This is a genomic window from Gordonia sp. 852002-50816_SCH5313054-c (assembly GCF_001665925.1).
GTDB lineage: Bacteria > Actinomycetota > Actinomycetes > Mycobacteriales > Mycobacteriaceae > Gordonia > Gordonia jacobaea.
In genome coordinates this window covers 212138-238640 of record NZ_LZTE01000075.1, presented here as the reverse complement: position 1 = coordinate 238640, position 26503 = coordinate 212138, and the positions used below count along the sequence as shown (strand labels likewise).

The following is a 26503-nucleotide window of genomic DNA, read 5'->3' as shown; positions in this document are numbered from 1 at the left end:
ACCGGCGGTCATGAGCGGCGACGGGTGTGGTCGCGACGGTCTGCGTGAGGAATATGGGAAGATCACAGGCGTGTCTCGACGTCTGTTCCGCCGCATGGGTATTGCCGCCGGTGCACTTCTCGCTGCCGCGGCCGTGGTCGTGCCCGGCGTCAGCGGAGACGGCACGTCGCATGGGCCGACCGTCAAGCCAGCCGTCCGTGCCTCCGCTGAGACACCGCCGGCGTATGTGGCGCTCGGAAGTTCGTACGCCGCAGGCCCAGACGCCGTACCGACGCGTCTGAACGTCTGCTTCCGCAGCCCCGACAACTACCCCAATCGGGTGGCCAAAGCGATGCGCCTGCGACTGGTCGACGCCACGTGTTCGGGTGCGACCACGGAGAACATCGTCGACAAGCCGCAACGATTCCTCGCGCACAAGCAGATCGACGCCGTCACCCGCAACACCGCACTCGTGACCGTCACCAGCGGCGGAAACGACATCGACTACATCGGCCGATTGCTCGCGATGAGTTGCAACAACGTCGCGAGCGGCGTCGACAAAGCTTTGGGGCCTGCCGCCAGGAGTTGTCACACCGGGCATCGGATCGCCGCGGAACCCACCGACGCCGACTACGCGCGGGTTCAGCGCCTATTGATCCAGACGGTGTTGGAGATCAAGCTGCGTGCTCCTCGCGCGCGAGTGGTGCTCGTCGACTACCCACCGCTCACCGTCGCGGGTGAGGCGCCGTGCGACCTGCTCCCACTCACGCCCGAGCAGACTGCGCAGACGGTGCGGATCTTCGACAGGCTTGCGGATGCCACAGCGCTGGCGGCACACGAGACCGGCGTCGACCTGGTCCAGGCGTCGGTCGCAGGCGCCGACCACACCGTGTGTTCTGCACAGCCGTGGCTGCGGGGGTTCGCTCCGCCGATTCCGTATCACCCGACGACGCGCGGCAAGGCCGGCGTCGCGGGCCTCGTCGTCGAATCGCTCGGCGGTCCGGTCGCCTGATCGCGCCCGATCTCCTTGGAAGTCGGTGTCCCTGAAAGCCTGCGTCCCCGGAAGTCGGTGTCCCTGAAAGCTGGGGCATGTGCGTGAGGCGGGGTGCCTTTAGCGTTGGTCATGGCTCCGGTGCCACCGGGGTGAGGGGGTAGGCCGCCGTCGGACGAATGTCATGTGGATGGAGATCTCGTGGGTGCAGGTTGTTGTGACCATTGCCGCCGCTGTTATCTGCCCAGCTCGCGTGGTGCCCTGGGGAGGGGGCCGCGAGCTGGGCGGCGTCTACATCCGAGCGTGACGTTTCGACGACGGTCGGTGCCTCCGAACACGACGGTCGCCGAGAGGGAACCTCCGTCATCTCGGTGATTCGATGAATCCCAGATCAGCGGCCCCCATCTCGGTGACTGTCGTGCGGACGCGGCCATCAGCGTCGACTCCGACCCACTCGCATCGGTCGTCGGCCTCGGCGACGACGCTCACAGCAAACGTGCGGTGCCGTGGCAGCGCGCGTATGCGGACTGCGCCGTCCGCCGCTCGGCGGAGCGTGCCGATGATCAGCTCGCGTGTGGACTTGTCGAGAGGATCCGGGGCGTCGCTGTCGGGGCGATCGAGCCCGCGGTCGTCGAGGAGGCTCACCGCGACCCCTCGACGTCGGGCATCGTCGACCGCGGCGTTGATGTCCGGAGTGCACAATGCCCTGGAACGCAACAGATCTCGTAGCCGCGCCTCGGTGAGGCTGCATTCGGTTCGGGTTGCGTCGTCAAGGCGCTCGCCGCCGCAGAGTCGCAGCAGGAGCGGTCGGGCCAATGCGGTGACCGGTTCGAGTTGTCGGGCGCGTTCCTGGGCCGCGGCACGCGCCGCGGCGACGTTGCCCGCAGCTTCTGCCGTTCGTTGTCGACTGTCGGTCAGATCACGCGCCAGCGTTCGATTGACCCGCGCAAACACGACGCCGATCGCGACGAAGCCGCCAGAGGGGCCGATCAGCAGAATGCCGGGAAGTGCGTTGCCCGTGGCGGCGTACGACCACAGACCTGTCACAGCCAAGGCAACGGCGAAGCCGATGATCGCTGTGGCGGGCCGTCCCCTCATCGCGAGCAGTGCCGCGATCAGTGCCGGTGGGCCGGTCACCCACAGGGGAATCGCCTGCGTGGTGTCTTCGAGTGCGAAGAGGTAGGTGGCGCACATGAGCGCGGGCACCGCGGCGACGAAGAGTGCCGGCAGTGGGCGCAGGACGTCAGTTACGCCGCCGACCAGGAACGCGACCGCGACCGCCATCATGACGACGATCCCTACCGGGACCCACCAGGGAGCGGAACCCGGATTGAGTGCAGCAGCCGCAGCAAGGACGATGACGATCGACGCAGCGAGCACCCGAGCGGTGGATGAACGCAGGCGGAGTGGGTCGGGTTCATCGACGCGGACGGGATCGGCAGGCCTGTGCCAGACGAGCGTCACGGCGGTGCCCCTGCCGGGAACGGAGTCGACGGTCGCCTCACCACCCACCCGCCGTAATCGTTCCTCGACGGACATCGCGAGTCCGAGCCGCTCACGTGGCACAGCAAGGCGATCGAAACCAGGCCCGTCATCACCGATGGTGACCTCGATCCCATGATCTTCGACGAGTATTCGGCAGGATCGGCTGCACTCGGGTGGAACGTGCCGAAAGCAGTTGCGAGCGGCCTCCGCGGTCGCTCCGACCAACGCTTCCACGGACACCTGCGGAAACGTCGATCCGGCGGATGCGCGCACGTCGCTGCTCACAGTCATGCCGGGATCGTTGTGCTGCGCGGCCTCGCTGAGCCTGCGCACGACCCCGGCAGGTTCTGGATTGAGACCCGACGTCGTCTCGCGCAGGGCGTCGTCGAGCGCGACCAGCGTTGCGGTTGCACGAGAGGGGAGTCGAGGCGAGTCCGGGTTTCGCGCGGCCTCGAGAAGAGTGGACATGATCTCGTCGTGGGTGATCGCCCGTGTGAGCGCGCGTTCGGCCAACCGTGCGCGGGTCGCGGCCGTCTGCTCGGCGAGGGCGATCTCAGCGGCAGAGTTGCGGTCGAGGGTGGCCGCGATGCGCAATCCGGACACGCCGAGTGCGAACGGCACGATGGCAAATGCCGCGCTGCACGCGGCGTCGGCAATCATCGTCGCCGGCGACGAAATCCCCTGGGTCACATTGCCGGTGACCTTGATCGTGATCGCGCAGACGATCAGATACAGAGCTGCCGGGGCGGGTTTCCATGCGATCATCGCGCAGATCGTGCCCAACACCACGAAGGGTCCGAGCCAGTAGACGGTGGCATCGTCGAGCGGTGTGCCGTTCCACGCAGGCCACCAGAGGAGTTCCGCCACGAGCACACCGAGTGCTCCGAGGGCGGCCCACCGTCGGAGCCGGACCGGATTGGCCGAGATCAGGCAATGAACTCCGACGATGACGCCCGGGAGTGCCGCACAGATCAATGCCGTCGGAGTCCACCACCACGCCGATATCGAGCGTGCTTGCGCTACTGCGGGAATCAGAAATGGAATGAATACGCAGTAGGCCGCGCCCGCAAACAATCCGTAGTAGCGAAGCGTTCGAGAGACGGCCGTTCGAGAGGCAGCGGAGTCCGTGGTGGGCGATTGGTGCGTGGCATTCTTCGATGGTCGCCTCGCACTGTTCCGACGGAACTCGGACACCGACCGATATGGTTCGGGGAATTGCCGTGCGGTCACCGCCCGCATTATTCCCCCAAGCAGCTCATGCTGTCTCGTAGAGAGCGCATTCCGACCACTTTCCCGAAGGGACTATCCCATGGTGAATTCGGAAGAATCCGAAAGTCAGATCCGGCGAATCGGAGTCATCGATGATCACGATTCGGTGATCGAGGGCTTACGGGGTTTCTTCGCGGATACACGTGACCTGCAATTGGTTGTCGGCGCGCACACCGTCGAAGAACTCCTTGCTCAGCTCGGACCCGGCACTGCCGACATGGGCGTCCCACTTGACCTGGTCGTCCTCGATCTCCGGCTCGGTGACGGGTCGACGCCCGCGGGCAATATCGCCGAGTTATCGGAAGCCGGAGTATCGACGCTCGTCTACACGTCAGGAGACGAACCCTATTTGGTTCGGGATGCGGCAGGCGCTGGAACTCTCGGCGTCGTCCGCAAGAACGCGACGAAGGCAGAGGTGTGCACAGCGGTGCGTACGGCAGCGGCGGGGTCGACCGTTGTGTCGATGGATTGGGCGGCGGCGCTCGACTCGGACCCGCAATTCGTCGACCTTCCCACGCGACTGAGAGAAGTGTTGGAACTGTACGCCGCGGGCGGATCGGGGGCTCACGTCGCTCGTGTCATGGGGCTCTCTCCGGACACGGTCAACGAATACATCGAGCGCATTCGCAGTAAGTACCGCGAGGTGCATCGCGACGCTCCGACGAAGACGGACCTCTACAAAAGAGCTGTCGAGGACGGCTGGCTTCCTATGCCGCGTCGGAATCCGCCGAAATAGCCGCCCCCGAGGATGCTGAATGTGTGTCGAATCGAAGGATGTGGGTGCTGCAACACCCACATCCTTCGATTCGACACACATCTGTAGCTCGACGGGTCGCCGCGCCGGCGAGATAGGGGGAGCAGGCGATCTCGCGGTCACGACCAACGGCCCCGCGGTCTCGGTGTGATGGCCCCGGACTTGCTGCTGCTCGTGCCGCCGAGGATGTCGTCCGCTCGAAGGGATTCGTGTCCTTGTGGACATCGGATCGTGGAGAGGCCCCAATGTGTGACACACTAGAAGTCGGGTCGTCGAACTGACGGCTCAGCAAAACAGGAAGAGAAATTGCATGACTCAGGGCACCGTCAAATGGTTCAACGGCGAGAAGGGCTTCGGCTTCATTGCTCCCGATGACCAGAGCCAGGACGTGTTCGTTCACTACTCCGCCATCACGGGCAGCGGCTTCCGCAGCCTCGAGGAGCAGCAGCGCGTCGAGTTCGACGTCGAACAGGGCGCCAAAGGACTTCAGGCCACCAACGTGACCGCTCTCTGATTTACATCAGACACAGGTAAAAAGCCCCGACGATGTCGTCGGGGCTTTTTCGTGCACGCTGGTTTTTATCAGACCGGCTGTTCGGTGAACTCGTCGTCGCGGTTGCGCCACTGATGCCACGCGACGATCACGGCGGAGATCGCGAGTAGCGCTCCGGTCGCGGCGAACAGGTAGCCGGCCCAGACGTCGAACACCTCTGAGGCGATCACTCCGCCGACGATCGCCACCACCGCGACGGCCAGCGATCGGCCGACATTCTGGGAGCGCCAGTCGAGGCGATTGCGACCGGTGGTGATCAGGCTGATCGGGCTGCGTCGAAGCACCTCGACCACGAAGATGGTTGCCGCGACGGTGGCCGCGTAGGCAAAGATCACGCGTGGAACACCGGGCCACGACGCCGGTGCGATGGTGGGCAGCAGTGCGCTCAGCGCGAGGGGATGCGCGAGGTAGATCCCGAACGATCTGTCCGACGCCGTGCGGAGAATCTTGTCGGGGACCGACCCCGGTGTTCGACGCTGCTGCCAGATGGTGCCCAGGCAGTAGAGCATCATGATGATCGCGATGAACGCGTAGACGTTGTGCGGCAAGAACACGTTGGTGGCGCGTGCGACGGAAGTGCCGGTCGACGTGATGTGCAGGTAGTACGCGAGCGTGGCGCCGATGGTCGCGACACACGCCGCGAGAAGTGCCCAGCGCCAACGGATCACGAACGCCTGGAACGCCTCGTAGTGCATGGCAGCGACACATCCCGCGAGGATGAAGAACTGATACGGGAAGATCGTGATGACCAGGTGCGTCCAGATCACGCCGCCGACGCCGTCGGCGAAAATGTCGAGCGGCGGGCGGACCATGAGGTACATCAACGTCACCTGGATCGCGAAGCTCACGATCAACTGGTAACGGTGAAAACCCCACGTGCGCTTGAGGATTGCGAGGATGAGCGGGAAGAACAGGTAGATCTGCATGCTCACCGACAAGAAGTACAGGTGATACATCGCGTTGCCGGTGATGAGGTCGTAGCCGATGCTCTTGGCTGCGGTCACCATCGAATGTTGATCGGCGACAATGCCTTTCAACGTCTCCAGGCCGCCGATACGGTATCGCCCGTACAGCCAGTAGAACAGTGTCCACGTCACGAAGGGCAGCCCGATGAGCTTGAATCGACGGCGCCAGAAGCTGATCGGCTCGAGGCTGCGGTTTCGGTACTGATACGTCAGCACAAAGCCGGTGAGCGCGAAGAAGCCATATCGGGTGTAGCGAAGAAAGACCTCGACGGAGCCTGCGGCAACGCTCGTCGCGGCGGTGATGCCGATCATGACGTGATCGAGGATCACGCCTCCGAAGGTCACGAGCCGGACCAGGTCGATCTGATACAGATGCTTGTCGCGCCGCGGCTGCTCGGTCAGCGACGGCGTTTCGGCCAGCACCGTTGTGTCTGCTTTGTCGCTTTCGGGGGAGCCTTCGGGTTCTGGCAGTCGCGGCGTCGTCTGCTGGCTTACGATTGCTCACCCTCCGTTAACCCGGCGACCAGAGATCATGAGTCGCCCTAAATGGTGTGTTGCATCGAGGAACGGTACTCCCCGATCCTGTGATTCTTGCTGTGAGACAGCTGTCGGGCCTAATCGACGTCCGGTTTGCGCCGAATTGGGTAATTGCTGGTCAGCGGGTGCGCCGCCACACCGCGAGCCCGATTGCCGCGGCGACGAAGCACGACGCCGCACCAACGGCGAGCCCCGTGCGAGCCCCGGCCACCTCGGTGATTGCACCGATCAACGGTCCACCGATCGGCGTCGACCCCATGAAGGCGACCGACCACAGTGCCATCACCCGACCGCGCATCTGCGGGCGTGAGTTGAGCTGAAGCGTCGCGTTGCCCGTCGACATGAACGAGACGCTGAGCCAGCCGACGAAGAACAGCGCGACGATCGCCAGCCACAAGCTGGGTGCTGCCGCTGTCACCGCGATGGTGATGCCGAATCCGGTCGCGGTCACGATCAGCGTGCGCAGGCCTGTGGTGCCGCGTGCGGCGACGATGAGGCCGCCGACGACCGCACCGACCCCCATCGACGACGTCATGAACCCGAAAGCCTGCGGTCCGCCGTCGAAAACGTCACGGGCGGCAACGGGGAGCGATACCTGGAACTCGTATGCGAGCGTGCCGACGAGCGCCATCATGACCAGCGGAACCCACAGGATGGGTTTGCTCCGGACGTAGCGCAGGCCCTCACGGAGCTGTCCCTTGGCGCGTGGGACGGGAATCTCGTGGGAGATCTCCGAGGTCCGCATCGCGACGAGTGAGACCACAACCGCGACGAAGCTCGTCGCATTGATGACGAAGCACCATCCGGCGCCCACTGCTGCGAGTAGTACGCCCGCCACCGCGGGACCGATCGCTCGCGCGGCGTTCACCATGACGGAGTTCAGGGTGACCGCGTTGCGGATCAACGATTCGCCGACGATCTGGTGGATGAAGGCCTGTCGCGCCGGATTCTCGAATGCGTTGTTGAGTCCGAGGAGTAGCGCGAGGATCGCGATCTGCCACACCGCGATCCAGCCGCCGAGTGTGAGGATCGCCAGCACCAGCGCGAGCACACCCATGATCGACTGCAGAAAGATCATGAGCAGACGCCGGTCGACGCGGTCGGCGATCACGCCCGCATACGGCCCGATGATCAGGATCGGTAGCGCCTGCAGAGCGACGATCAGACCGAGGATCGACGACGACCCGCTGAGCGTGAGCACCAGCCAGGCCTGCGCCGTGGCCTGCATCCACGTCCCGATCAGCGAGACCGCCTGACCGCCGAAGTAGAGGCGGTAGTTGTGTACCGACAGTGACGCGAAGACCCCGGTCGACTGCGCGGGTAGCGGCGACGTCGGGGCGGTCAACGCTGCGCGCGATTGAGCCGCCAGACGTCCGTCGACAACTTCGTCGCGAAGCCGCACCACAGCGGGTACGGCGTCAGCGCGGCTCCCGCGCCCGGCGAGACCTTGGCCGTGCGCCGCGCGAGGTCGGCGCTGCTAGCAGTCAGTGCCAACGCGGTGATCGCCGACGCTCCGAGTCGGTGCGCGCCGAAGAACAGCCAGCTCCAGCCGGCGTTGAGCACCAGATTGGTCCCGAGCGCTGCGGTGTACTTCTTCGCCTCGGCGGCGTCGTGTTCGTTCAGTTCGTCGATGCTGATCGCCGATGTCACCGCGATGTCGGCATAGAGTGCGGTCCACACGATCGGGAATGCGAGATCGGGTGGCACATACGACGGCTTGTTCAGTTTCGGGTACCACGACTGCAGTGCCGAGCGAGACGCGATGCTGCCGACGGCTGCCGCTGCTGCGGTACCCAGGCCCGTGGCGAGAAGTGTTGTCAGACGCACTCCATCGACGTTACCGCCGCGCCCAACTCAATAGACTATATTGTTTGCCATGAGTGCCGATGTTCCCGCACGCACCCGCAGGCGTCGGCCACGACTGTCCGACGAGGCGGCCGAGCATGTGCGCGAGCTGATCGTCTCCGGTCAACTCGAGCCGGGACAGTTCATCCGTCCGGAGACGATGGCAGCCGAACTGGACATCTCTGCGACACCGATGCGTGAGGGACTCCTGACCCTACAGAGCGAGGGCTTGCTGCGCGTCGAACCGCGCCGCGGCTTCATGGTTTCTCCGTTGAGCGCCAACGACATCGAGGATGTCTTCGTCGGGCAATCGCTTCTCGCAGGTGAATTGGCCGCGCGTGCCACCTCACGGATGTCCGACGACGAACTCGACGCGCTCGAGAAGATCCAGGCAGATCTCGAACATGCCGCTGACACAGCCGATTACGACGAAGTGGAACGACTCAACCACGTGTTCCACCGGTCGATCTACTCGGCCGCCGGCTCTCCGAAGCTCTCGTGGATGATCAAGGGATCGCTCAACTATGCGCCGCGTCGGTTCTTCGCCTCGGTCGACGGGTGGCCGCAGGCGTCGGCCGCCGACCATCGGGCGATCATCGCGGGGTTGCGTGCTCGCGACGGCGAGGCCGCTCGGGCGGCGATGGTCGACCACATCAGGAACGCAGGACGCCTCCTCGCCGCACAGCGTTGACGAGGGCGTTGCCGGCGACTTACGGATTATGTGCAATCCGCCTAGGATGAGGGCATGGCGGGTGAGGGTGAGACGAGTGTCGAGGTCGCAACCCGCCTGTTCGACCTGTTGACCGACGCGCTCGAACGCAGAACCCGAGACCTGAGTATCGCCGGCTCGTCGACGCTGTTCAGTTTGTGGCGCTGGGGGCCGCGGCGCGCAACGAGCCTCGCCCTACTCGAGGGTCTCAACCAGCCTGCCATGACCGCGCTCATAGCCTCGCTCGAACGCTCGGGAATGGTCGAGCGCCGTCCAGATCCGGCCGACGGACGGGCATCGCTCATCGCGATCACCGACTCGGGTACCGCCTACATCGAGGAGCGAGTGCGTGAGCACGTCGAAGCCCTCGCAGTGGGAATCGACGGAATGTCGGAGCGTCGGAGGTCTGAATTGTTCTCGGCGACAGACGCTCTCGCTGAACTCGCCGATCGACTCCGCGCCGACGGCTAGTCCGCTAGTCGTCGAAAAAATTCATCACCAGCGGACTGGCCTCTGCACGACACTCGTCGAAGTAGGCGTGCCGGGCGCCGTCGAAGACGTGCGTCCTGGCGTCGGGAATGGCCGACGCCAGGATCTCGGCGTTGACGACCGGTGCAAATCGGTCGTCGGAGCCGTGGAGGATGAGGGTTGGCGTGGTGATTTCCGGCAGGTGGTCCCATGCATCGTGAGAGTCGCTGGCGCGCAAGTGTTGTCGGCGTGCGCGTGGCGTCATCGTCGGGTCACCGAGAACTGTGTACGGCCCGGGGTTGGCCGACTGCCATTCGGGCGTGTACATCAGGTCGGTCATGACCTGCGTGGCATCCGGGCCGGCCAGGGCGCGACGGACCGACGAATCCCGTTCGCGCGCATGGCTTCCTCCAGGAGTTGTGCAGCCGAGAACGAGTCTGCGGACGCGATGGGGCGCGGAGATGGCGATCCACTGCGCGGTGCGCCCGCCCATGGATGTGCCGTAGACGTCGAATCGGCCGATCGACAACGCATCGAGCACCGACAGCGCATCCTGCGCGAATAACTGTGTGCTGTAGTCGCCGTCGGGGGAATCGCTTGCGCCGGTGCCGCGGTAGTCGAAGGTGACGGTGGTGCGGTGTCGTGCGAAGTCGTTGCGGGTGCGGTCCCACCAGTGGTGGTTGTTGGACTGACCGGGTAGCAGGAGCAACACCGGTCCGCTCCCGCGTACCTGTACGGCCAGGCGGGTGCCGTCGGACGCACGGGCGGTTTCGTGATACTCCTGCACGGGCACCATTCTGACAGCACCGCTGGTCATGACCGGACCGCGGCGAGGATCTGCTGCGCGCGTGCGACGACGGGGGGATCGACCATGTGGCCGTCGACCGCGACGGCCGACCCGTCGGCACGCGTGGCGTCGACGATCCGCCGTGCCCACGCGACCTGATCATCGGTCGGTGCGAGTCGATCGTGCACCGCAGCGACTTGGCTCGGGTGGATGCAGAGCTTGCCGCGCAAACCGATTCGCGCGGCGTATCCCACATCGTCTGTGAGCTTCTCGGCGTCGCGCAGCGCCGTCGTGACCCCGTCGACGGGCGAAGCGACGCGCGCCGCTGCCGATGCGAGAACCAGCGTCGACCTCGCGTTCAGTAGCGCCTCGCGATCGTCGGGATCGACACCGAGTTCGGCCGCGAAATCGATGGCGCCGAAGGCGACCCGTGCGACGCCGGGTGTCGCGGCGATCCGAGGGGCGTTGAGCACACCGACCGCGGTCTCGATCAGCGGGATGACCGGAGCCTCCGTAGCCGCGGCGACCTTCCAAACGATCTCCGGCGATTCGGCTTTGGCGATCATGGCCGCTGTCCCGACCGTGCTGTGTGTGCCCGCCGTGCTGTGTGTGCTTACCGCGCCGAGCATGGCGACGTCGTCGTCGAACCATGTCGTGTCTGCGCCGTTGATTCGGACAACTGCGGGGTGTCCGGCCGACAACCACTGGGCAACATCGGATCTCGCGGCCTCCTTGTCGTCTGGCGCCACCGCGTCCTCGAGGTCGATCACGACGACGTCGGCGCCTGCCGCCTCGGCCTTCGCGAAGCGATCGGGGCGGTTTCCGGGAACGAACAGGAAGGTCCTGGCAGCGCGGATGAGGTCGACGTTCATCCGAGCGTCCCCTGCCCGGTGACGTGCACCGTGTCGGTACCGCTGACGATCTTCAGCTCGATGTCATCGCCGTCTCCCGATGGCCAGCCTTCGAGGCGGAAGGCGTCGCCGAGGAACAGGGGCTTGCGTAGTCGGAAGTCGAAGCTGCGCAACGATTGTCCTGACCTCGCCCGCACCAGCTCGGCCAGGTAGGTCGCGAGAAGTGGGCCGTGGACCACGAGGTCGGGATAGCCCTCGACCTGCGTCACGTAGGGCTGGTCGTAGTGGATGCGGTGTGCGTTCGACGTGAGCGCCGAGTAGCGGAACAGCAGGGGAGCGGTGGGCGTCGGCTCCGCGGTCCACGCGGCATCCGTCGGACCGAGTTCGGAGACCTCACGCTCAAACGGGCGCGACGATCCGGAGTCGCTGCGGTACACCAGGTCCTGATCCTCGACGAGGGCCGTCCGGTCGTCTTGGATGTACTCCGACCGCACGGTGACGAACAGCATGTCGCCTGTGCGGCCGTGCTTTTCGGTGACCGCGTGCAGGCTCGTCCGTTTCTGTGTGGGCGTACCGAGGCGGAGCGGTTCGGCGATCCGGATCGACGACCCGGCGAACATGCGTCGTCGGTCGGGGATCGGTGGGAGGAAGCGGCCATCCGTCGGATGTCCGTCGGGGCCGAGTTCACGGGTGGGGGGCCACTCGGAGAAGTAGATCCACTGCCAGGTCATCGGGAGTTGTGAACCCGCGCTGAATGTTTCGTCCAGGTCGAGGGTCGCGGCCAGGCGTGATGCCTGTGCGGGATCGAGAGCGTCGGCCTCGACGACGGGCTGCGGTGCCCAGTTCTCGACGTAACTGCTCAACGTGGTGGTCGCGGTGTCGGTCACGAGGTGCCTCCCTGTGCGGTACCGGTCTTCTGTGTGGGTGCACCGAGCACGCCCGACGAGAGGAGTGCGTCGATGTCGTCGTCGGATGCGCCCAGTTCGCGGGCGATGGCGATGCTGTCGGCGCCGAGCGCCGGAACCGGGTCCATTCGCGCTTCGTCACCGAAACCGATGGGCGGCAACAGAGCTCGTATCGGTCCGCGCTCTGTGTCGACGCTGCGCCAGCGGTCACGGCCCGCCAGAACCGGATGGTCGAGGAACTCCGAGACGGTGTTGACGCCGCCGAAGGCTATCTTCGCCTGCTTGAGTCGGGCGGTCAGTTCGTCTGTTGTCATCCTGCCGAAATGCTCGGTCACCGCGGCGTCGACGGCCTCGCGATTGGCCACCCGCAACGTGTTCGACGCGAACCGTGGATCGACGGCGAGAGCCCCGTCGTCGAAGACGTTCTCGCACAGCCGTTGCCACTCCGGTTCGTTCTGAATGGCGAGGAGAAAGATGTGTCCGTCCGCGGCGGGGTACGGGCCGTACGGCGAGATGGTGGCGTGCGCGGCGCCGAAGCGTCCCGGTTGTCTGCCCGCGCCCTGAGTGAAGTGTGCCGGCTGGCCCATCCACTCGCTCAACGCCTCGAACAGCGAGACCTCGAGGGTGGCGCCCTCGCCGGTCACCTGGCGCTGATAGAGCGCCGCGAGTACTCCGGAGAATCCGTACATCCCGGCGGCGATGTCGGCGATGGAGACACCGACCTTGGCGACGTCGTCGGGAGTTCCGGTCATCGACACCAGACCCGTTTCGCATTGCACCAGAAGGTCATACGCCTTGCGATCAGCCCACGGTCCGGTGCTGCCCCAGCCGGTGATGGAGAGCACGATCTTGCGCGGATCGCGCGCCCGCACCTCGTCGGCTCCGAGCCCGAGTCGTTGCGCGGCACCCGGCCCGAGGTTCTGGACGATCACGTCGGCGCGATCGGCCAACTCGTGCAGCATCTTTGCGCCCGACTCCGATTTCACGTCGAGTGCAACGGACTCCTTGGAGCGGTTGAGCCACACGAAGTAGCTGGCAAGACCGTCGACGGATTCGTCGTAGGCGCGGGCGAAGTCGCCCGTACCGGGACGTTCGATCTTGATCACGCGCGCGCCGAGATCGGCGAGCTGTCGAGTCGCAAACGGTGCTGCGACAGCGTGTTCGAGCGACAGGACCGTCACTCCGGACAGGGGGAGCATGCTCTCACCTCCGCGGTGATATTCGGGTGTGATGATCAGATCAGATGTCGAGTCCGCCGCGTTTCACGAGTTGCTTGGCGATGACGTTCTGCTGGATCTCGTTGGTGCCCTCGCCGACGATCATCAGCGGTGCGTCACGGAAGTACCGCTCGACGTCGTATTCGGTGGAGTAGCCGTAGCCGCCGTGGATGCGAACGGCGTCGAGCGCGATCTCCATCGCGGTCTCCGAGCAGAAGAGCTTGGCCATTCCGGCCTCCATGTCGGCGCGTTGTCCGGTGCCGACACGGTCGGCGGCGTCGAACAGCAGGCTGCGGGCCGCAGCGAGCTTTGTTCCCATGGTGGCGAGCATGTTGCCGACGGCCTGGTGCTTCCAGATCGGCACCCCGAAGCTCTCGCGGTCCTGCGCATAGCTCAGCGCGTCGTCGAAAGCTGCTCGCGCGACACCCGTGGCGCGTGCGGCGACCTGGATGCGGCCGACCTCGAGGCCCTTCATCATCTGGGCGAAACCCTTGCCTTCTGTGCCGCCGAGCACGGCGTCGGCGGGCACGCGCGCGTCGGTGAAGTTCAGTTCGCAGCTCTCGACGCCCTTGTAACCGAGCTTCGGCAGGTCCTTGGACACCTCGAAGCCGGGCACCTTCTCGACGAGGAGGATCGAGACGCCGGCGTGCGCGGGCTTGGCCTTGGGGTCGGTCTTGCAGAGCAGTGCGACCAGGTCGGACTTGCGGGCATTGGAGATCCACGTCTTCGAGCCGTTGATCACGTACTCGTCGCCCTCACGGATAGCGCTGGTGCGCATGGCCTGCAGGTCGGAGCCGCCGCCGGGTTCGGTCAGCGCCATGGTTGCGCGGATCTCGCCGGTTGCCATGTGCGGTAGGTACATCTGCTTCTGCTCCTCGGTACCGAAGGTCAGGAGAAGTTTGGCGACGACGGTGTGCCCGCCCATCGCTCCCGCGAGACTCATCCAGCCGCGGGCGAGTTCTTCGGTCACCCGCGCGTAGCAGGGCATGGAGACCTGGGCGAAACCGTACGGCTCGGGGATGGCAAGCCCGTAGATGCCCATCTCCTTCATCTGCTCGATGAGGTCCTCGGGGTAGGTGTTCGAGTGCTCCAACTCCCGCACCACCGGGCGTACCTGCTTGTCGACGAAGTCGCGAACGGTCTTGATGATGGCTTCTTCTTCGACGCTCAGCGTGCTGGTCATGGGAGCTCCTTCAAACGATGTCTATTAAAAATAGTCTATAGAGTTTGCGGGGAGTTGTCATCACCTTCTACGTCTAGGGGGCGACACGCTCGGCGTATGCCGTGGTCACAACTGCCTAACGACGCCCCTGAGCATTTGGCGACGCTCGGCGCGCGGCAGTAGCATTTGAGGCTGTTGTTATTGGTGTGACTAAAGGGGCTGATGGTGCGACTTCGTGGAGTTCGGTGTGCGACGGCTCTGACCGCGCTCGCGGCTGTGATCGTCGGCGCTGCCACGATGAGCGGAGTCGCCGCAGCCGACCCGACGCCCGTTCCGCCCCCGTCCAGCATTCAGACCGTCGTCCATGACTCGCCGCTGCAGTCGACGCTGATCGTCTACTCGGCGTCGATGAACAGGGCAATCCCCGTCACGGTGCTGCATCCGAAGGACACCAGTAAGGCGGTGCCCACCCTCTATCTGCTCAATGGCGCAGGCGGAGGCGAGGATTCGGCGACATGGGCAGCCAAGACGTCGTATGCGCAGTTCTTCGCCGACAAGAACGTCAACGTGGTCACCCCGATCGGCGGTGCATTCTCGTATTACACCGACTGGCAGCGCGACGACCCGGTTCTCGGCCGCAACAAGTGGCAGACGTTCCTGACCAAGGAACTACCGCCGCTCATCGACAAGGAGTTCAAGACCACCAAGGCCAACGCGATCGCCGGCATCTCGATGGCCGGTACGTCGGTGCTCAATCTCGCGATCGCAGAGCCCAAGCTCTACAAGGCCGTCGCAGCCTACAGCGGGTGTGCACGAACCAGTGATCCGCTTGGGCTGCAATACATTCGGATGGTCGTCGGCGATCGCGGACGCGGAAACATCGTGAACATGTGGGGCGTACCCGGCGGTCCGGGGTGGCGGGCGAACGACCCATATCTGAACGCGGCCAAGCTGCGCGGTACCAAGGTCTACATGACCAGCGGCACGGGGCTGCCCGGCCAATACGATCGGCTCGACTCGCCGCTGATCAACGGCGACCCAGTCACTCTCGCCAACCAGGTCCTGCTCGGCGGGGTCATCGAGGCGGCGGTCAACAACTGCACGCAGCAGATGGTTGCGCGCATGAAGCAACTCCACGTCCCCAACAAGGTTCTGACCCGATCGGGTGGGACGCACTCCTGGGCCTACTGGGAACAGGATCTCCACGACACCTGGCCGATGATCGAGGCCGATCTCAACGCCAAGCCCGCACCGGCCGCAAAGGCTGCGCCGAAGAAGTAGGGTTTGATCTAACGTCGGGCATGCGGCCCGGCCGTCGACTCTCCGCTCGGCCGCTCTTCCACGCAGAGTTCGCACGTCTCGCGGTCTTCTCATGCTCGCGGTCTTGTCACACCGCCCTTCTCACACCTCGCCGCCTCGTCAGGTGAGCAGACTGTGACGGCGAGGTCACGCGCAGAAAACTTCCTGCAACAGGCGCTTCCTATGGTCATAGACACATCACGTCGCGCCGCCGTTGTCGCGACACCTCAGCCCATTGCAGGAAGCGGCATCAACATGAGTTACACGTACACCCGTAAACACCACATCACCGGATGGGACCCGGAGGACCGGCAGGCCTGGGATGCGGGCGGCGCAGAGATCGCCAAGCGCAACCTCGTCTGGTCGATCATCTGCGAGCACATCGGCTTCTCCATCTGGTCGCTGTTCTCGGTGATGGTGCTCTTCATGTCGCCGGAGTACGGCATCAGCCTCGACCAGAAGTTCGCCATCACGGCAACGGCCACTCTCGTCGGTGCTTGCCTCCGTATTCCCTACACCACGGCGACCGCCAAGTTCGGTGGCCGTAACTGGGCGATCTTCTCCGCGGTGGTCCTGCTGATCCCGACCACCCTGGTGTTGATACTGATGCTGAATCCGGGCAAGTTCGGGTTCGGTTGGTTCCTCTTTGCCGCAGCGCTCACCGGCCTCGGCGGCGGCAACTTCGCGTCGTCGATGACCAACATCAACGCGTTCTTCCCGCACCGCCTCAAGGGCTGGGCACTGGGACTCAACGCGGGCGGCGGCAACATCGGCGTCCCGGTGATCCAGTTGATCGGGCTGTTGGTCATCTGGTTGGCGTCCGACAAGCCGGAGATCGTGTGCGCCATCTACCTCGTCGCTCTCGCGTTCGCCGCGATCGGTGCCGCGCTCTACATGGACAACCTCGACCACCAGACCTCGAGCTATCGCTCCATGGTCGATTGCCTGAAGTACCGCGACACGTGGTTGATCTCGCTTCTCTACATCGGCACGTTCGGCTCGTTCATCGGCTTCAGCTTTGCCTTCTCACAGGTGCTGCAGATCAGCTTCAAGTCGTCCGGCGTCGGTAATGCTGCTCTCGCCGCAGCCCAGATCGCTTGGATCGGACCGCTTCTCGGTTCCATCGCCCGTCCGTTCGGCGGCAAGCTCGCCGACCGCTTCGGCGGTGGCCGCATCACCTTCCTGTGCTTCCTCGCGATGATCGCATCGGCGTCGGTCCTGGTGATCTCCGGAATGGCTGCCGACGCACACGCCCATCACAAGATCGGTACCGCTCAGCTGATCGGCTTCATCGTCGGATTCATCCTGCTGTTTCTGATCTCGGGCATCGCCAATGGTTCGGTCTACAAGATCATTCCGACGGTCTTCGAACACAAGTCGCGCAACCTCACCGGCCTCGACACGATGGGCCGCGTGATCTGGTCACGCAAGATGTCCGGTGCACTCATCGGCATCGCGGGTGCGGTCGGTGCGCTCGGCGGCGTCGCCATCAACCTGGTTCTGCGTTCGAGCTACAAGGCCAATCAGTCTGCGACGGTTGCCTTCTGGGTGTTCCTCGGCTTCTACGTGATCGCTGCGATCATCACCTGGATCTTCTACGCCCGCCGCGAGATCGTGCTGGAGGAGCGGGAGACCACCGACATCGCCGTCGACCCGCCGGTCGCCGACGACGCGCCTTCGGCCACGGTCCCGGCAGCGGAACCGGCGAAGTGACCCGCGACATGGATTCGGCACCAACGATGGATACACAAACCTGTGTGGTCGTCGGCCACGGAATGGTCGGACACCGATTCGTTCAGGAACTGCGCGAACGCGACACCGCGAACCGATACCGGGTGATCGTGTTGAGCGAAGAACCGGTCGCTGCCTACGACCGTGTCGGGCTGTCGAGCTACGTCGGATCGTGGGATCCCGCGTCGATGTCGCTGCCCGACAACACCTATGCCGGAGACGGCCTCGTCGAGCTCCGGTTGGGCGAGTCGGCCACGACGATCGACCGCGAGCAACGTCGGATCATCACATCGTCGGGCAACGAGATCGACTACGACGCAGTGGTTCTCGCCACCGGATCGTATCCGTTCGTGCCGCCTGTCGAGGGCAAGGACAATCCGCGGAGCTTCGTGTACCGAACGCTCGCCGACCTCGACGCGATCCGCGCGATCGCCGAGGCCGCGGAGCCGGGTGCGCCGGGCGTCGTTGTCGGCGGCGGACTGCTCGGACTCGAGGCGGCCAACGCCCTGCGACTGCTCGGAATGACGCCGCACGTCGTCGAATTCGCGCCCCGACTGATGCCACTGCAGGTCGACGACGGCGGCGGAGCGCTGCTGGCATCGCTCGTCGGTGAGCTCGGTCTGCACGTGCACACAGGCGTGTCCACGACGGCCATCGCCGACGGAGACGACGACCTCCTCGCCGTCACGCTGTCGGACGGGACCGTCCTCGACGCCGCGCTCGTGGTGTTCTCCGCGGGAGTCCGCCCGCAGGACGCGATCGGTCGGCAGGCCGGGCTCGACGTCGGTGAGCGCGGCGGAATCATCACCGATACCGGGTGTCGCACAAGCGATTCGGCGATCTGGGCGATCGGTGAGGTCGCCGCGGTCGAGGGTCGGTGCTACGGGCTCGTCGCTCCCGGCTACACGATGGCCGAGATCGCCGCGGACGGCATCCTCGGTGTCGAGGACACCCTGTTTCCCGGCGCGGACATGTCCACCAAGCTCAAGCTGCTTGGCGTCGATGTCGCAAGCTTCGGAGACGCCATGGGTGTCACCGAGAACGCACTCGAGATCGTCTACTCCGATCCCGTCGCGGGCACCTACAAGAAGCTGGTGCTCTCCGACGACGCGTCGACCCTGCTCGGCGGCATCCTCGTCGGCGACGCCGATGCGTACGCGATGCTGAAACCGATGGTGGGACGCGAGATTCCGGGCGATCCGTCGTCGTTGATCGCGCCTGCGGCCGGCGAGGGCGGCGGCATCGGATTGTCCGCACTGCCCGACGACGCCGAGATCTGTTCGTGCAACGGCGTTTCCAAGGGATCGATCTGCTCGGCCATCGCCGAGGGCGCATGCTCGGTCGCCGACATCAAGGGCTGCACGTCGGCGGGTACGACGTGTGGTGGCTGCGTGCCGTCGATCACCAGGCTGCTCGCCGACTCGGGCGTCGAGTTGTCCAAGGCGCTGTGTGCTCACTTCGCGCAGTCGCGTGCCGAACTGTTCTCGATAGTCGCCGCAACCGGAATCCGCACCTTCTCCGAGCTGATCGCCCGCTTCGGGACCGGCAGTGGGTGCGAGATCTGCAAGCCGACCGTCGCGTCGATCCTGGCCTCGACGTCGAGCGATCACATCCTCGACGGCGAGCAGGCCGCGCTGCAGGACACGAACGACCACTTCCTGGCCAATCTGCAGAAGAACGGCACCTACTCGGTCGTTCCGCGGATGCCCGGTGGCGAGGTGACCGCCGACCAACTGATCACGATCGGTCAGATCGCGAAGGATTTCGGCCTCTACACCAAGGTCACCGGTGGTCAGCGCATCGACATGTTCGGTGCGCGCGTCGAGCAGCTTCCCGAGATCTGGCGCCGACTCGTCGACGCCGGGATGGAGTCCGGCCACGCCTACGGCAAGAGCTTGCGGACTGTGAAGAGCTGCGTCGGTTCGAGCTGGTGTCGCTACGGCGTGCAGGATTCGGTGGCAATGGCGGTCCGCCTCGAACATCGCTATCGCGGGTTACGTTCACCACACAAGATCAAGCTCGGCGTGTCAGGGTGTGCCCGCGAATGCGCGGAGGCGCGCGGCAAAGACGTCGGCGTGATCGCGACCGAGAATGGATGGAACCTCTACGTCGGCGGAAACGGCGGCCAGAGTCCCACGCACGCAAAGCTTCTCGCGTCCGGACTCGACGACGAGACGCTGGTGCGCTACATCGACCGCTACCTGATGTTCTACGTCAGGACCGCCGACAGGTTGCAGCGCACCGCGCCGTGGCAGGAGAGCTTCGACGGAGGGCTCGATCGGTTGCGGCAAATCGTCTGTGACGACATCCTTGGTATCGGAGGCGACCTCGAGGATGCGGTCGCCAAGCACGTTGACGGCTACCGCGACGAATGGGCCGCAGTGCTCGACGATGAGGACAAGCTGCGTCGCTTCGTGTCCTTCGTCAACGCCCCGGAGACTCCCGACCCGACCATCGCCTTCGACGACTCGTCGGGCCGCAAGGTCCCGGTGCTGCTCGGCACGCCCACACGACTCAAGGAGACAGCATCATGACCGCGTTGGACGACGCTCCGCAGTCGGCGGGCGACACCACTGTTGCGACCGTGAGTACCTGGGTGCCGGTGTGCACGCTCGACCAGTTGACTGTCGGCCGCGGTGTTGCGGCGCTCGTCGGCACCACACAGGTCGCGGTGTTCCGCCTGTCCGACGGCGCGGACACACTGCGCGTCGTCGACAACATCGATCCCTTCGGCCGCGCCGCCGTGATGTCGCGCGGGCTGATCGGCGATCGAAATGGTGAGCCCACCGTCGCATCACCACTGCTCAAGCAGGTGTTTTCGCTCGAATCCGGCGCGTGTCTCGATGACGAGTCGCAGGCGCTGCGGACGTACCCGGTGCGGGTTGTCGATGGAACGGTCGAGGTCGGGATCATCGAGACCAGCGACACCCGATGACACCCTCCGACCCACCCACGGTCACGGCGAATCCGGACAAGACCCTGACCGGCTTCACCATCGGCATCACGGCGGCGCGGCGAGCCGACGAGTTCGCCGCGCTGCTCACACGTCGTGGCGCCGAGGTCATCCATGCCCCTGCCATCCGCATCATTCCGCTCATCGACGACGACGAGCTCGAGCGTGCCACCGAATCCATTCTCAAAGAACCGCCAGACGTCATGGTGGCGACCACAGGAATCGGATTCCGCGGCTGGGTGGAGGCGGCCGACGGGTGGGGACTCGCCGACGACCTGGTGGACACGCTCGGTGGCGTGCGATTGCTCGCGAGAGGCCCCAAGGCCAAGGGGGCTATTCGCGCGGCTGGTCTGCGTGAACAGTGGTCGCCGCCAAGCGAGTCGTCGAGCGAGCTGATCCGCGAGCTACTCGACGAGGGAGTCGCAGGGCTGCGGGTGGCAGTACAGCTCCACGGCGCGACGACGAGCTGGGAGCCGCTACCCGACCTGTGCGACGTGCTCCGCGAGGCGGGCGCGGAGGTCGTCCCGGTGCCGGTCTACCGCTGGACTCCGCCGGACGACACCGACCCGATGGCCCGGATGATCGACGCTGTCATCAACCGCGACCTCGACGCCGTGACGTTCACCAGCGCACCAGCGGTGGCGTCGATGCTCGGTCAGGCGCATCGCACCGGTGCGCTTGAACCGTTGCTGCACGCAATGCGCACCGTGGTACCCGCGATGTGCGTCGGCAACGTGACGGCGGGGCCGCTGCACGCACTGCAGGTTCCCACGGTCCAGCCCGCCCGGTTTCGTCTCGGAGCGCTCGTCAGACTCATCGCCGAGGAACTACCGCGTCGCGCGAGCGTGCTCCGCGTCGCGGGGCACGACATGAGCCTGCGGGCGTCGGGCGTGGTGGTCGACGGCTGCTTCCAATCGGTGACGGGCTCGAGTATGGCGCTGCTGCGCGTGCTGCATCGTGTTCCGGGACAAGTCATTTCGCGCAAAGCGATGCTCGACGAACTCCCCGGCGGTGGCACCGATACGCACGCCGTCGAGATGGCGGTCACCAGACTGCGCTCGGCGTTGGGCGATTCCAAAATGATCCAGACGGTGGTCAAGCGCGGATACCGCTTGGCCGTCGACCTCGAATACGACGAGAACGATTCCGATGACGCCTGAATACTTCGCCGCCACCGCGCCGCAACCCATCCTCGTGGCTCACGGCACCCGCTCGGTTGCGGGAGTCGCGACCATCGCACGCATTGCCGAACTCGTGGGGGAGCGCGTCGGAACGACGCGCGTCGCATTCGTCGACGTCCTCGGTCCCTCGCCGTCGGAGCTACTCAGGCAGACCCCGGGGCCTGCGCTGATCGTGCCCGCCTTTCTGGCCGCGGGATACCACGTCCGACGCGACATCCCGGAGCACATCGAGGCCAGCGGCCATCAGAGCGTCACCCTGTGCGACAACATGGGCCCCGACCCGATGCTCGCGGTGCTCATGCTCGAGCGACTGCGCGCCGCCGGCTGGCGGCGCGGTGACGCCGTGGTCATGGCCGCCGCCGGATCGTCGGATGCGCTCGCGCTGGCCGACGTCGAGACCGCAGCCAGTCAGCTCGGCGAGCTGATCGACGACGACGTTCCGGTCGGCTACGTCACCACCGCGACACCACGCGTCCCCGACGTGGTGTCGGCCACGCTTAGGTCGCGGCGGCGTCGGGTCTTCATCGCCGCCTACCTGTTGGCACCAGGACTGTTTCACGCCCGCTTGAGCGAGTACGGCGCCGACGGCGTTGCTGCTCCGATCGGCGCGGACCCGCGGGTGGCGGATCTCATCGTCGCGCGGCTCACCACCACGGGCCGGGGCGACTCACAGTCGCGACCAGCGCGTGTGAGAACCATGTGATCGACCGGTAACGCGCATTCATGGCATCGGAAACAATCGGCTCCAACCATGGAGTCATGCCCGCGACCTCCACCGTCGACTCGCTCTGTGCTTACTGCGGGGTGGGGTGCGGGATGGTGCTGCACGTGTCGACGCCCGACGGCGCAGGACTTCCGTTGGTCACCAAGACCACCGGACGTAAGGATCATCCGACGAACTTCGGCAGGTTGTGCACCAAGGGGTCGACCACGTCGGACATGCTTGCCGCGCCGGGACGGATGGAGAAGGCGTCGATCCGGACCAGCCGCGACACCGACCGGGAGTCGGTCGGAATCGACGAGGCGATCTCTTTTGCCGCACGCCGGATGCGGGCGATAGCCGACGAGCACGGCCCGGACTCGGTTGCGGTGTACGTGTCGGGCCAGATGTCGACCGAGGCGCAGTACCTGTCGAACAAATTCACCAAGGGCTATCTGCGCGGCATCAACATCGAATCCAACTCGCGACTGTGCATGGCCAGCGCCGGCACCGGCTACAAGCAGTCCCTCGGCGCCGACGGCCCACCCGGCTCCTATCAGGACTTCGAGCACGCCGACCTGTTCTTCGTCATCGGCTCCAACATGGCCGACTGCCATCCGATCCTGTTCCTGCGCATGATGGAACGGGTCAAGGCAGGCGCGAAACTGGTCGTGATCGATCCACGACGCACCGCCACCGCGGCCAAGGCCGACCTCTACCTGCAGGTCAAACCCGGCACCGACCTCGCATTGCTGAACGGTCTGCTGCACCTGTTGATCGAGGCCGACGATGTCGACCACTCCTTCGTCGAGACCTACACCGAGGGTTTCGATGCGACCAAGGAGTTCGTCTCCGAGTACACGCCTGGTGCCGTCAGCGAGACCACCGGCATCCCCGAGGCCGACATCCGCACGGCCGCAAAGTGGATCGGTGAGTCCACGAACTGGATGAGTTGCTGGACAATGGGACTCAACCAGTCCATTCACGGAACCTGGCACACCAACGCGCTGATCAATCTGCACCTGGTCACCGGCGCGATCTGCCGCCTCGGCAGTGGTCCCTTCTCGCTCACCGGACAGCCCAACGCGATGGGCGGACGCGAAATGGGTTATATGGGGCCGGGTTTGCCCGGCCAGCGGGCGGTGATCTCCGAGGCCGACCGTGACTTCTGCGAGGACACCTGGGGTGTGCCACGCGGTACGCTGCGCAGTGAGGTCGGGACCGGCACCATCGACATGTTCGACCAGATGGCCGACGGCAAGATCAAGGCCTGCTGGATCATCTGCACCAATCCCATTGCCAGCGTGTCCAATCGGTCGCGGGTCATTGAGGCACTGCAACGCTGTGAGTTGGTGGTGGTGCAGGATGTGTTCGCCGAGAACGAGACCCTGCCCTACGCCGACGTCGCACTGCCCGCCACCCTGTGGACCGAGTCCGACGGGGTGATGATCAACTCCGAACGCAACCTCACCCTCTTCCAGCCGGCCGTCGCGCCGCCCGGCGATGCGCTGCCCGACTGGCAACTGATCTGCCGGATCGCCACCGAGATGGGATACGGCGAAGGATTCTCCTTCGGTTCGGCCGAAGAGGTGTTCGAGGAGATCAAGCGTTTCTGGAATCCCAAGACCGGCTGGGACATTCGCGGTGCCAGCTATGCGCGGCTCCGCGAGACCCCGCTGCAGTGGCCGTGCCCGCCCGACGACGACGCCGACCGCCACCCCATCCGCTATCTCAACGACGGCCGTAGCCAGACCAAGGTGGTGCGCGCCGACGGCACCACACCGGAGTTCGTCTTCCCCACCCCGAGCGGGCGGGCGATCTTCCACGCCCGACCATGTCTGCCGCCCGCCGAGATGCCCGACGACGAGTTCCCGCTCGTCCTCAACACCGGTCGGCTGCCGCATCAGTGGCACACCATGACCAAGACCGGGCGGGTGGCCAAACTCAACAAACTCAACCCGTCACCGTTCGTCGAGATCCACCCTGACGATGCGGCTGCTCTCGATGTGGCCGAGGGGGATTCGGTGCGCGTGCGATCACGGCGCGGTGCCGCGGTGTTGCCTGCCGTCCTCACCGACCGCGTACGCCCCGGCAACTGCTTCGCACCGTTTCACTGGAGCGACATGTTCGGTGCGGACGTCACCATCAACGCCGTCACCAACGACGCCGTCGACCCGGCGTCGTTGCAACCGGAGTTCAAGGTGAGTGCCGTGGCGTTGGAGAAGGTAGCCGCAGCGCCGACCGCTGATACACCCGCATCGGCCCCTGCCCGCACCGATGTCCCGGCGTCATCTCTTGCTGTGACACTGGGACTTTCGGCTGTCGCTCCGCCCGCGCTGTCGGCCACCGAACAAGCCTATGTGGCCGGCGTGCTTGCCGGGCTGCAGAGCGAGGCGTCGATTGCAGGCGTACCGCTGTTGCCGCCGGAGGCACCGCTGTCCGAACAGAATCGCGCGTGGGTGAATGGTGTTCTCGCCGGGGCATTCTCACGATCCACGTCCACCGCGGACGGGCCGCAGGCAGCAGCGCCGGAGGACGCGGCGCCCGCGCCGACCGTCGAGGTGCTCTGGGCGTCGCAGACCGGTACCGTCGAGGACTACGCGCCGACCGTCGCACAATCGCTGGCCGCGCAGGGCTTTTCGGCCGCAACCAAAACCCTCGACGAGGCCGGACTCGCTGCCCTCACCCCGGAGAGCACAGTGCTGATCGTCACCTCCACCACCGGAGACGGCGATCCCCCGGACAACGCCACATCCTTCTGGGACCAACTCTCCGGCGACGATGCACCACCGCTGAGCGGCGTGCGGTACGGGGTGCTGGCCTTCGGCGATCCCAGCTACGACGAATTCTGCGGCTTCGGACGCAAACTCGACGACCGGCTGGCCGAACTGGGGGCCACGCGTCTTCTCGACCGGGTCGACTGCGAACCCGATTTCGAGTCGACGGCGCAGGGCTGGCTCGACGCCGTGTCCGGTGAACTGGCCACGGCGCTGCCGTCGGCGAGCGCCCCCGCGGAAGCCCCGCCGGTGCCGGACGCGCCGATCTCCTACGGTCGTAAGAACCCGCTGGTGACCTCGCTGGTCCGGAACACCCGCCTCAGCGGCGACGGATCGGCAAAGGACGTGCGGCAGTTCGGGTTCGCGCTGCCCGAGAACACTCTGACCTACGATGCGGGCGATGCCCTCGGGGTGTGGCCGCGCAACAGTCCACCGCTGGTCGAGGCGTTCCTGGAGACCTCCGGACTCGACGCCGACACGGTGGTCACCGTCGGCGGCGAGGACATGCCGTTGGGCAGCGCCCTGCGTGAACGCCTCGAGATCGCGAAGATCAGCCCCGGTGTCCTCGAATTCGTCTGCGACCGGGCAGCATCGGCGGATCTGCGGTCGATGCTGGCGCCGGAGAACAAATCCGACCTCGACGACTGGCTGTGGGGCAGGCAGATCGCCGACCTGCTCACCACGTTCCCGATGCGTGCATCGGCGGCCGACTGGTTGTCGACGCTGGCGCCGATGACACCCCGGCAGTACTCGATCTCGTCGAGTCCGCTGGAGAGTCCCGACGAGGTCCAGTTGACCGTGTCGGCAGTGCGCTACAACCTGCACGGCGTCCCGCGTCACGGCGTCTGCTCGACCTACCTCGCCGACCACGCCGCCGACGACGACATTCGAATCTGGGTGCAGCGCAATGCCGGCTTCTCGCCGCCCGAGGATCCGGATGCCCCGATGATCATGGTCGGCCCGGGTACCGGAATCGCACCATTCCGCGGGTTCCTGCATCATCGTCGGCTACTGGGTCATCGTGGGCCGAACTGGTTGTTCTTCGGTGAGCAGCACGCGGCCACCGACTTCTACTACCGCGACGAACTCGAGACGATGCTCGCCGACGGATCGTTGGACCGGCTCGACGTCGCATTCTCCCGCGATCAGAAGTCGAAAGTCTATGTGCAGGACCGGATGATCGAGCACGGTGAACAGCTCTGGCGATGGCTGTCCGACGGCGCGCACTTCTATGTGTGCGGTGACCGGATGCGGATGGCCCGCGATGTCGATGACGCGCTGACCCGGGTCGTCGCCGAACACGGTAAGTTGTCCGGCCCCAGTGCCGAGGCATATGTGAAAGCCCTTGCCGCCGATAAACGTTACGTGCGTGACGTCTACTGAAA

The 26503-nt window shown here is 65.4% G+C and carries 21 protein-coding genes; 12 read left to right on the top strand and 9 right to left on the bottom strand.

Features of this window, described 5'->3' with window-relative positions:
- Positions 1-70: 70 nt before the first annotated feature.
- Positions 71-991: an SGNH/GDSL hydrolase family protein gene (locus tag A5788_RS20060; RefSeq protein WP_064869036.1), complete on the top strand. Its 921-nt coding sequence runs from the start codon at positions 71-73 to the stop codon at positions 989-991.
- Between the two features lie 342 nt (positions 992-1333).
- On the opposite strand, the gene A5788_RS20055 is transcribed toward A5788_RS20060, so the two are convergent.
- A complete protein-coding gene (locus A5788_RS20055; protein ID WP_156525567.1) occupies positions 1334-3685 on the bottom strand; it encodes a sensor histidine kinase in 2352 nt (783 codons plus the stop codon).
- A gap of 79 nt (positions 3686-3764) precedes the next feature.
- Here A5788_RS20055 and A5788_RS20050 point away from each other — a divergent pair, with 79 nt between their 5' ends.
- Both A5788_RS20050 and A5788_RS20045 read left to right on the top strand, forming a co-directional pair.
- Positions 3765-4460 carry a response regulator transcription factor gene (locus A5788_RS20050; RefSeq protein ID WP_064868919.1) on the top strand — a complete coding sequence of 232 codons (696 nt, stop codon included), beginning with the start codon at positions 3765-3767 and terminating at the stop codon, positions 4458-4460.
- A 328-nt stretch (positions 4461-4788) separates the two neighbouring features.
- On the top strand, positions 4789-4992 hold the full coding sequence (locus A5788_RS20045) for a cold-shock protein (protein ID WP_005207466.1): 204 nt from the start codon (positions 4789-4791) through the stop codon (positions 4990-4992).
- Positions 4993-5060: 68 nt separating this feature from the next.
- On the opposite strand, the gene A5788_RS20040 is transcribed toward A5788_RS20045, so the two are convergent.
- The 3 genes from A5788_RS20040 to A5788_RS20030 form a co-directional block, all read right to left on the bottom strand.
- Positions 5061-6419, bottom strand: a complete 1359-nt coding sequence (locus A5788_RS20040) for an acyltransferase (protein WP_064868921.1) — start codon at positions 6417-6419, stop codon at positions 5061-5063.
- 232 nt (positions 6420-6651) lie between these two features.
- On the bottom strand, positions 6652-7878 hold the full coding sequence (locus A5788_RS20035) for an MFS transporter (protein WP_064868924.1): 1227 nt from the start codon (positions 7876-7878) through the stop codon (positions 6652-6654).
- The gene (locus tag A5788_RS20030; protein ID WP_064868927.1) at positions 7875-8360 is read right to left on the bottom strand and encodes a TspO/MBR family protein; all 486 of its coding nucleotides are present in this window, start codon (positions 8358-8360) and stop codon (positions 7875-7877) included. The genes A5788_RS20035 and A5788_RS20030 overlap by 4 nt, the downstream gene beginning before the upstream one ends.
- Positions 8361-8409: 49 nt before the next feature.
- On the opposite strand from A5788_RS20030, the gene A5788_RS20025 reads away from it, so the two are divergent.
- Together A5788_RS20025 and A5788_RS20020 are read left to right on the top strand one after the other, a co-directional pair.
- On the top strand, positions 8410-9069 hold the full coding sequence (locus tag A5788_RS20025) for a GntR family transcriptional regulator (RefSeq protein ID WP_064868932.1): 660 nt from the start codon (positions 8410-8412) through the stop codon (positions 9067-9069).
- 54 nt (positions 9070-9123) lie between these two features.
- Positions 9124-9558 carry a MarR family winged helix-turn-helix transcriptional regulator gene (locus A5788_RS20020; RefSeq protein WP_049697697.1) on the top strand — a complete coding sequence of 145 codons (435 nt, stop codon included), beginning with the start codon at positions 9124-9126 and terminating at the stop codon, positions 9556-9558.
- A 4-nt stretch (positions 9559-9562) separates the two neighbouring features.
- On the opposite strand, the gene A5788_RS20015 is transcribed toward A5788_RS20020, so the two are convergent.
- The 5 genes from A5788_RS20015 to A5788_RS19995 are packed head-to-tail and all read right to left on the bottom strand — an operon-like array spanning position 9563 to position 14498.
- Complete coding sequence (locus A5788_RS20015; protein WP_197494565.1) at positions 9563-10351, bottom strand: alpha/beta fold hydrolase; 789 nt, start codon at positions 10349-10351, stop codon at positions 9563-9565.
- Between the two features lie 17 nt (positions 10352-10368).
- Complete coding sequence (locus tag A5788_RS20010; RefSeq protein ID WP_064868938.1) at positions 10369-11214, bottom strand: HpcH/HpaI aldolase/citrate lyase family protein; 846 nt, start codon at positions 11212-11214, stop codon at positions 10369-10371.
- Positions 11211-12080 (bottom strand): FAS1-like dehydratase domain-containing protein, encoded by an 870-nt coding sequence (locus A5788_RS20005; RefSeq protein ID WP_064868940.1) that lies wholly within the window; start codon positions 12078-12080, stop codon positions 11211-11213. The genes A5788_RS20010 and A5788_RS20005 overlap by 4 nt, the downstream gene beginning before the upstream one ends.
- Positions 12077-13297, bottom strand: a complete 1221-nt coding sequence (locus A5788_RS20000) for a CaiB/BaiF CoA transferase family protein (protein ID WP_064868943.1) — start codon at positions 13295-13297, stop codon at positions 12077-12079. Before A5788_RS20000 ends, A5788_RS20005 begins: the two co-directional genes overlap by 4 nt.
- A 40-nt stretch (positions 13298-13337) precedes the next feature.
- Positions 13338-14498, bottom strand: a complete 1161-nt coding sequence (locus tag A5788_RS19995) for an acyl-CoA dehydrogenase family protein (RefSeq protein WP_064868946.1) — start codon at positions 14496-14498, stop codon at positions 13338-13340.
- 201 nt (positions 14499-14699) lie between these two features.
- On the opposite strand from A5788_RS19995, the gene A5788_RS19990 reads away from it, so the two are divergent.
- From A5788_RS19990 to A5788_RS19960, 7 genes are all read left to right on the top strand, one after another.
- Positions 14700-15758 (top strand): alpha/beta hydrolase, encoded by a 1059-nt coding sequence (locus A5788_RS19990; protein ID WP_064868949.1) that lies wholly within the window; start codon positions 14700-14702, stop codon positions 15756-15758.
- A gap of 273 nt (positions 15759-16031) precedes the next feature.
- Positions 16032-17489 carry a nitrate/nitrite transporter gene (locus tag A5788_RS19985; protein WP_064868952.1) on the top strand — a complete coding sequence of 486 codons (1458 nt, stop codon included), beginning with the start codon at positions 16032-16034 and terminating at the stop codon, positions 17487-17489.
- Positions 17490-17497: 8 nt separating this feature from the next.
- Positions 17498-20041, top strand: coding sequence for a nitrite reductase large subunit NirB (nirB, locus tag A5788_RS19980; protein ID WP_064869039.1), 2544 nt, complete (start codon positions 17498-17500; stop codon positions 20039-20041).
- Positions 20038-20442 carry a nitrite reductase small subunit NirD gene (gene nirD, locus A5788_RS19975; protein ID WP_064868954.1) on the top strand — a complete coding sequence of 135 codons (405 nt, stop codon included), beginning with the start codon at positions 20038-20040 and terminating at the stop codon, positions 20440-20442. The genes nirB and nirD overlap by 4 nt, the downstream gene beginning before the upstream one ends.
- On the top strand, positions 20439-21620 hold the full coding sequence (locus A5788_RS19970) for a uroporphyrinogen-III synthase (protein WP_064868956.1): 1182 nt from the start codon (positions 20439-20441) through the stop codon (positions 21618-21620). The genes nirD and A5788_RS19970 overlap by 4 nt, the downstream gene beginning before the upstream one ends.
- Complete coding sequence (locus A5788_RS19965) at positions 21610-22344, top strand: sirohydrochlorin chelatase (protein WP_064868959.1); 735 nt, start codon at positions 21610-21612, stop codon at positions 22342-22344. Before A5788_RS19970 ends, A5788_RS19965 begins: the two co-directional genes overlap by 11 nt.
- A 56-nt stretch (positions 22345-22400) precedes the next feature.
- A complete protein-coding gene (locus A5788_RS19960; protein ID WP_231895496.1) occupies positions 22401-26501 on the top strand; it encodes a bifunctional nitrate reductase/sulfite reductase flavoprotein subunit alpha in 4101 nt (1366 codons plus the stop codon).
- The last annotated feature ends 2 nt before the right edge of the window (positions 26502-26503 follow it).

Excerpts from the sequence above, each read along its gene's own strand:
- A5788_RS20050 (WP_064868919.1), top strand. The coding sequence starts at position 3,765 with ATGGTGAATTCGGAAGAATCCGAAAGTCAGATCCGGCGAATCGGAGTC.
- A5788_RS20045 (WP_005207466.1), top strand. The coding sequence starts at position 4,789 with ATGACTCAGGGCACCGTCAAATGGTTCAACGGCGAGAAGGGCTTCGGC.
- A5788_RS20025 (WP_064868932.1), top strand. The coding sequence starts at position 8,410 with ATGAGTGCCGATGTTCCCGCACGCACCCGCAGGCGTCGGCCACGACTG.
- A5788_RS20020 (WP_049697697.1), top strand. The coding sequence starts at position 9,124 with ATGGCGGGTGAGGGTGAGACGAGTGTCGAGGTCGCAACCCGCCTGTTC.
- A5788_RS20015 (WP_197494565.1), bottom strand. The coding sequence starts at position 10,351 with ATGGTGCCCGTGCAGGAGTATCACGAAACCGCCCGTGCGTCCGACGGC.
- A5788_RS20010 (WP_064868938.1), bottom strand. The coding sequence starts at position 11,214 with ATGAACGTCGACCTCATCCGCGCTGCCAGGACCTTCCTGTTCGTTCCC.
- A5788_RS20000 (WP_064868943.1), bottom strand. The coding sequence starts at position 13,297 with ATGCTCCCCCTGTCCGGAGTGACGGTCCTGTCGCTCGAACACGCTGTC.
- A5788_RS19995 (WP_064868946.1), bottom strand. The coding sequence starts at position 14,498 with ATGACCAGCACGCTGAGCGTCGAAGAAGAAGCCATCATCAAGACCGTT.
- A5788_RS19990 (WP_064868949.1), top strand. The coding sequence starts at position 14,700 with ATGGTGCGACTTCGTGGAGTTCGGTGTGCGACGGCTCTGACCGCGCTC.
- A5788_RS19985 (WP_064868952.1), top strand. The coding sequence starts at position 16,032 with ATGAGTTACACGTACACCCGTAAACACCACATCACCGGATGGGACCCG.
- nirB (WP_064869039.1), top strand. The coding sequence starts at position 17,498 with ATGGATTCGGCACCAACGATGGATACACAAACCTGTGTGGTCGTCGGC.
- nirD (WP_064868954.1), top strand. The coding sequence starts at position 20,038 with ATGACCGCGTTGGACGACGCTCCGCAGTCGGCGGGCGACACCACTGTT.
- A5788_RS19970 (WP_064868956.1), top strand. The coding sequence starts at position 20,439 with ATGACACCCTCCGACCCACCCACGGTCACGGCGAATCCGGACAAGACC.
- A5788_RS19965 (WP_064868959.1), top strand. The coding sequence starts at position 21,610 with ATGACGCCTGAATACTTCGCCGCCACCGCGCCGCAACCCATCCTCGTG.
- A5788_RS19960 (WP_231895496.1), top strand. The coding sequence starts at position 22,401 with ATGCCCGCGACCTCCACCGTCGACTCGCTCTGTGCTTACTGCGGGGTG.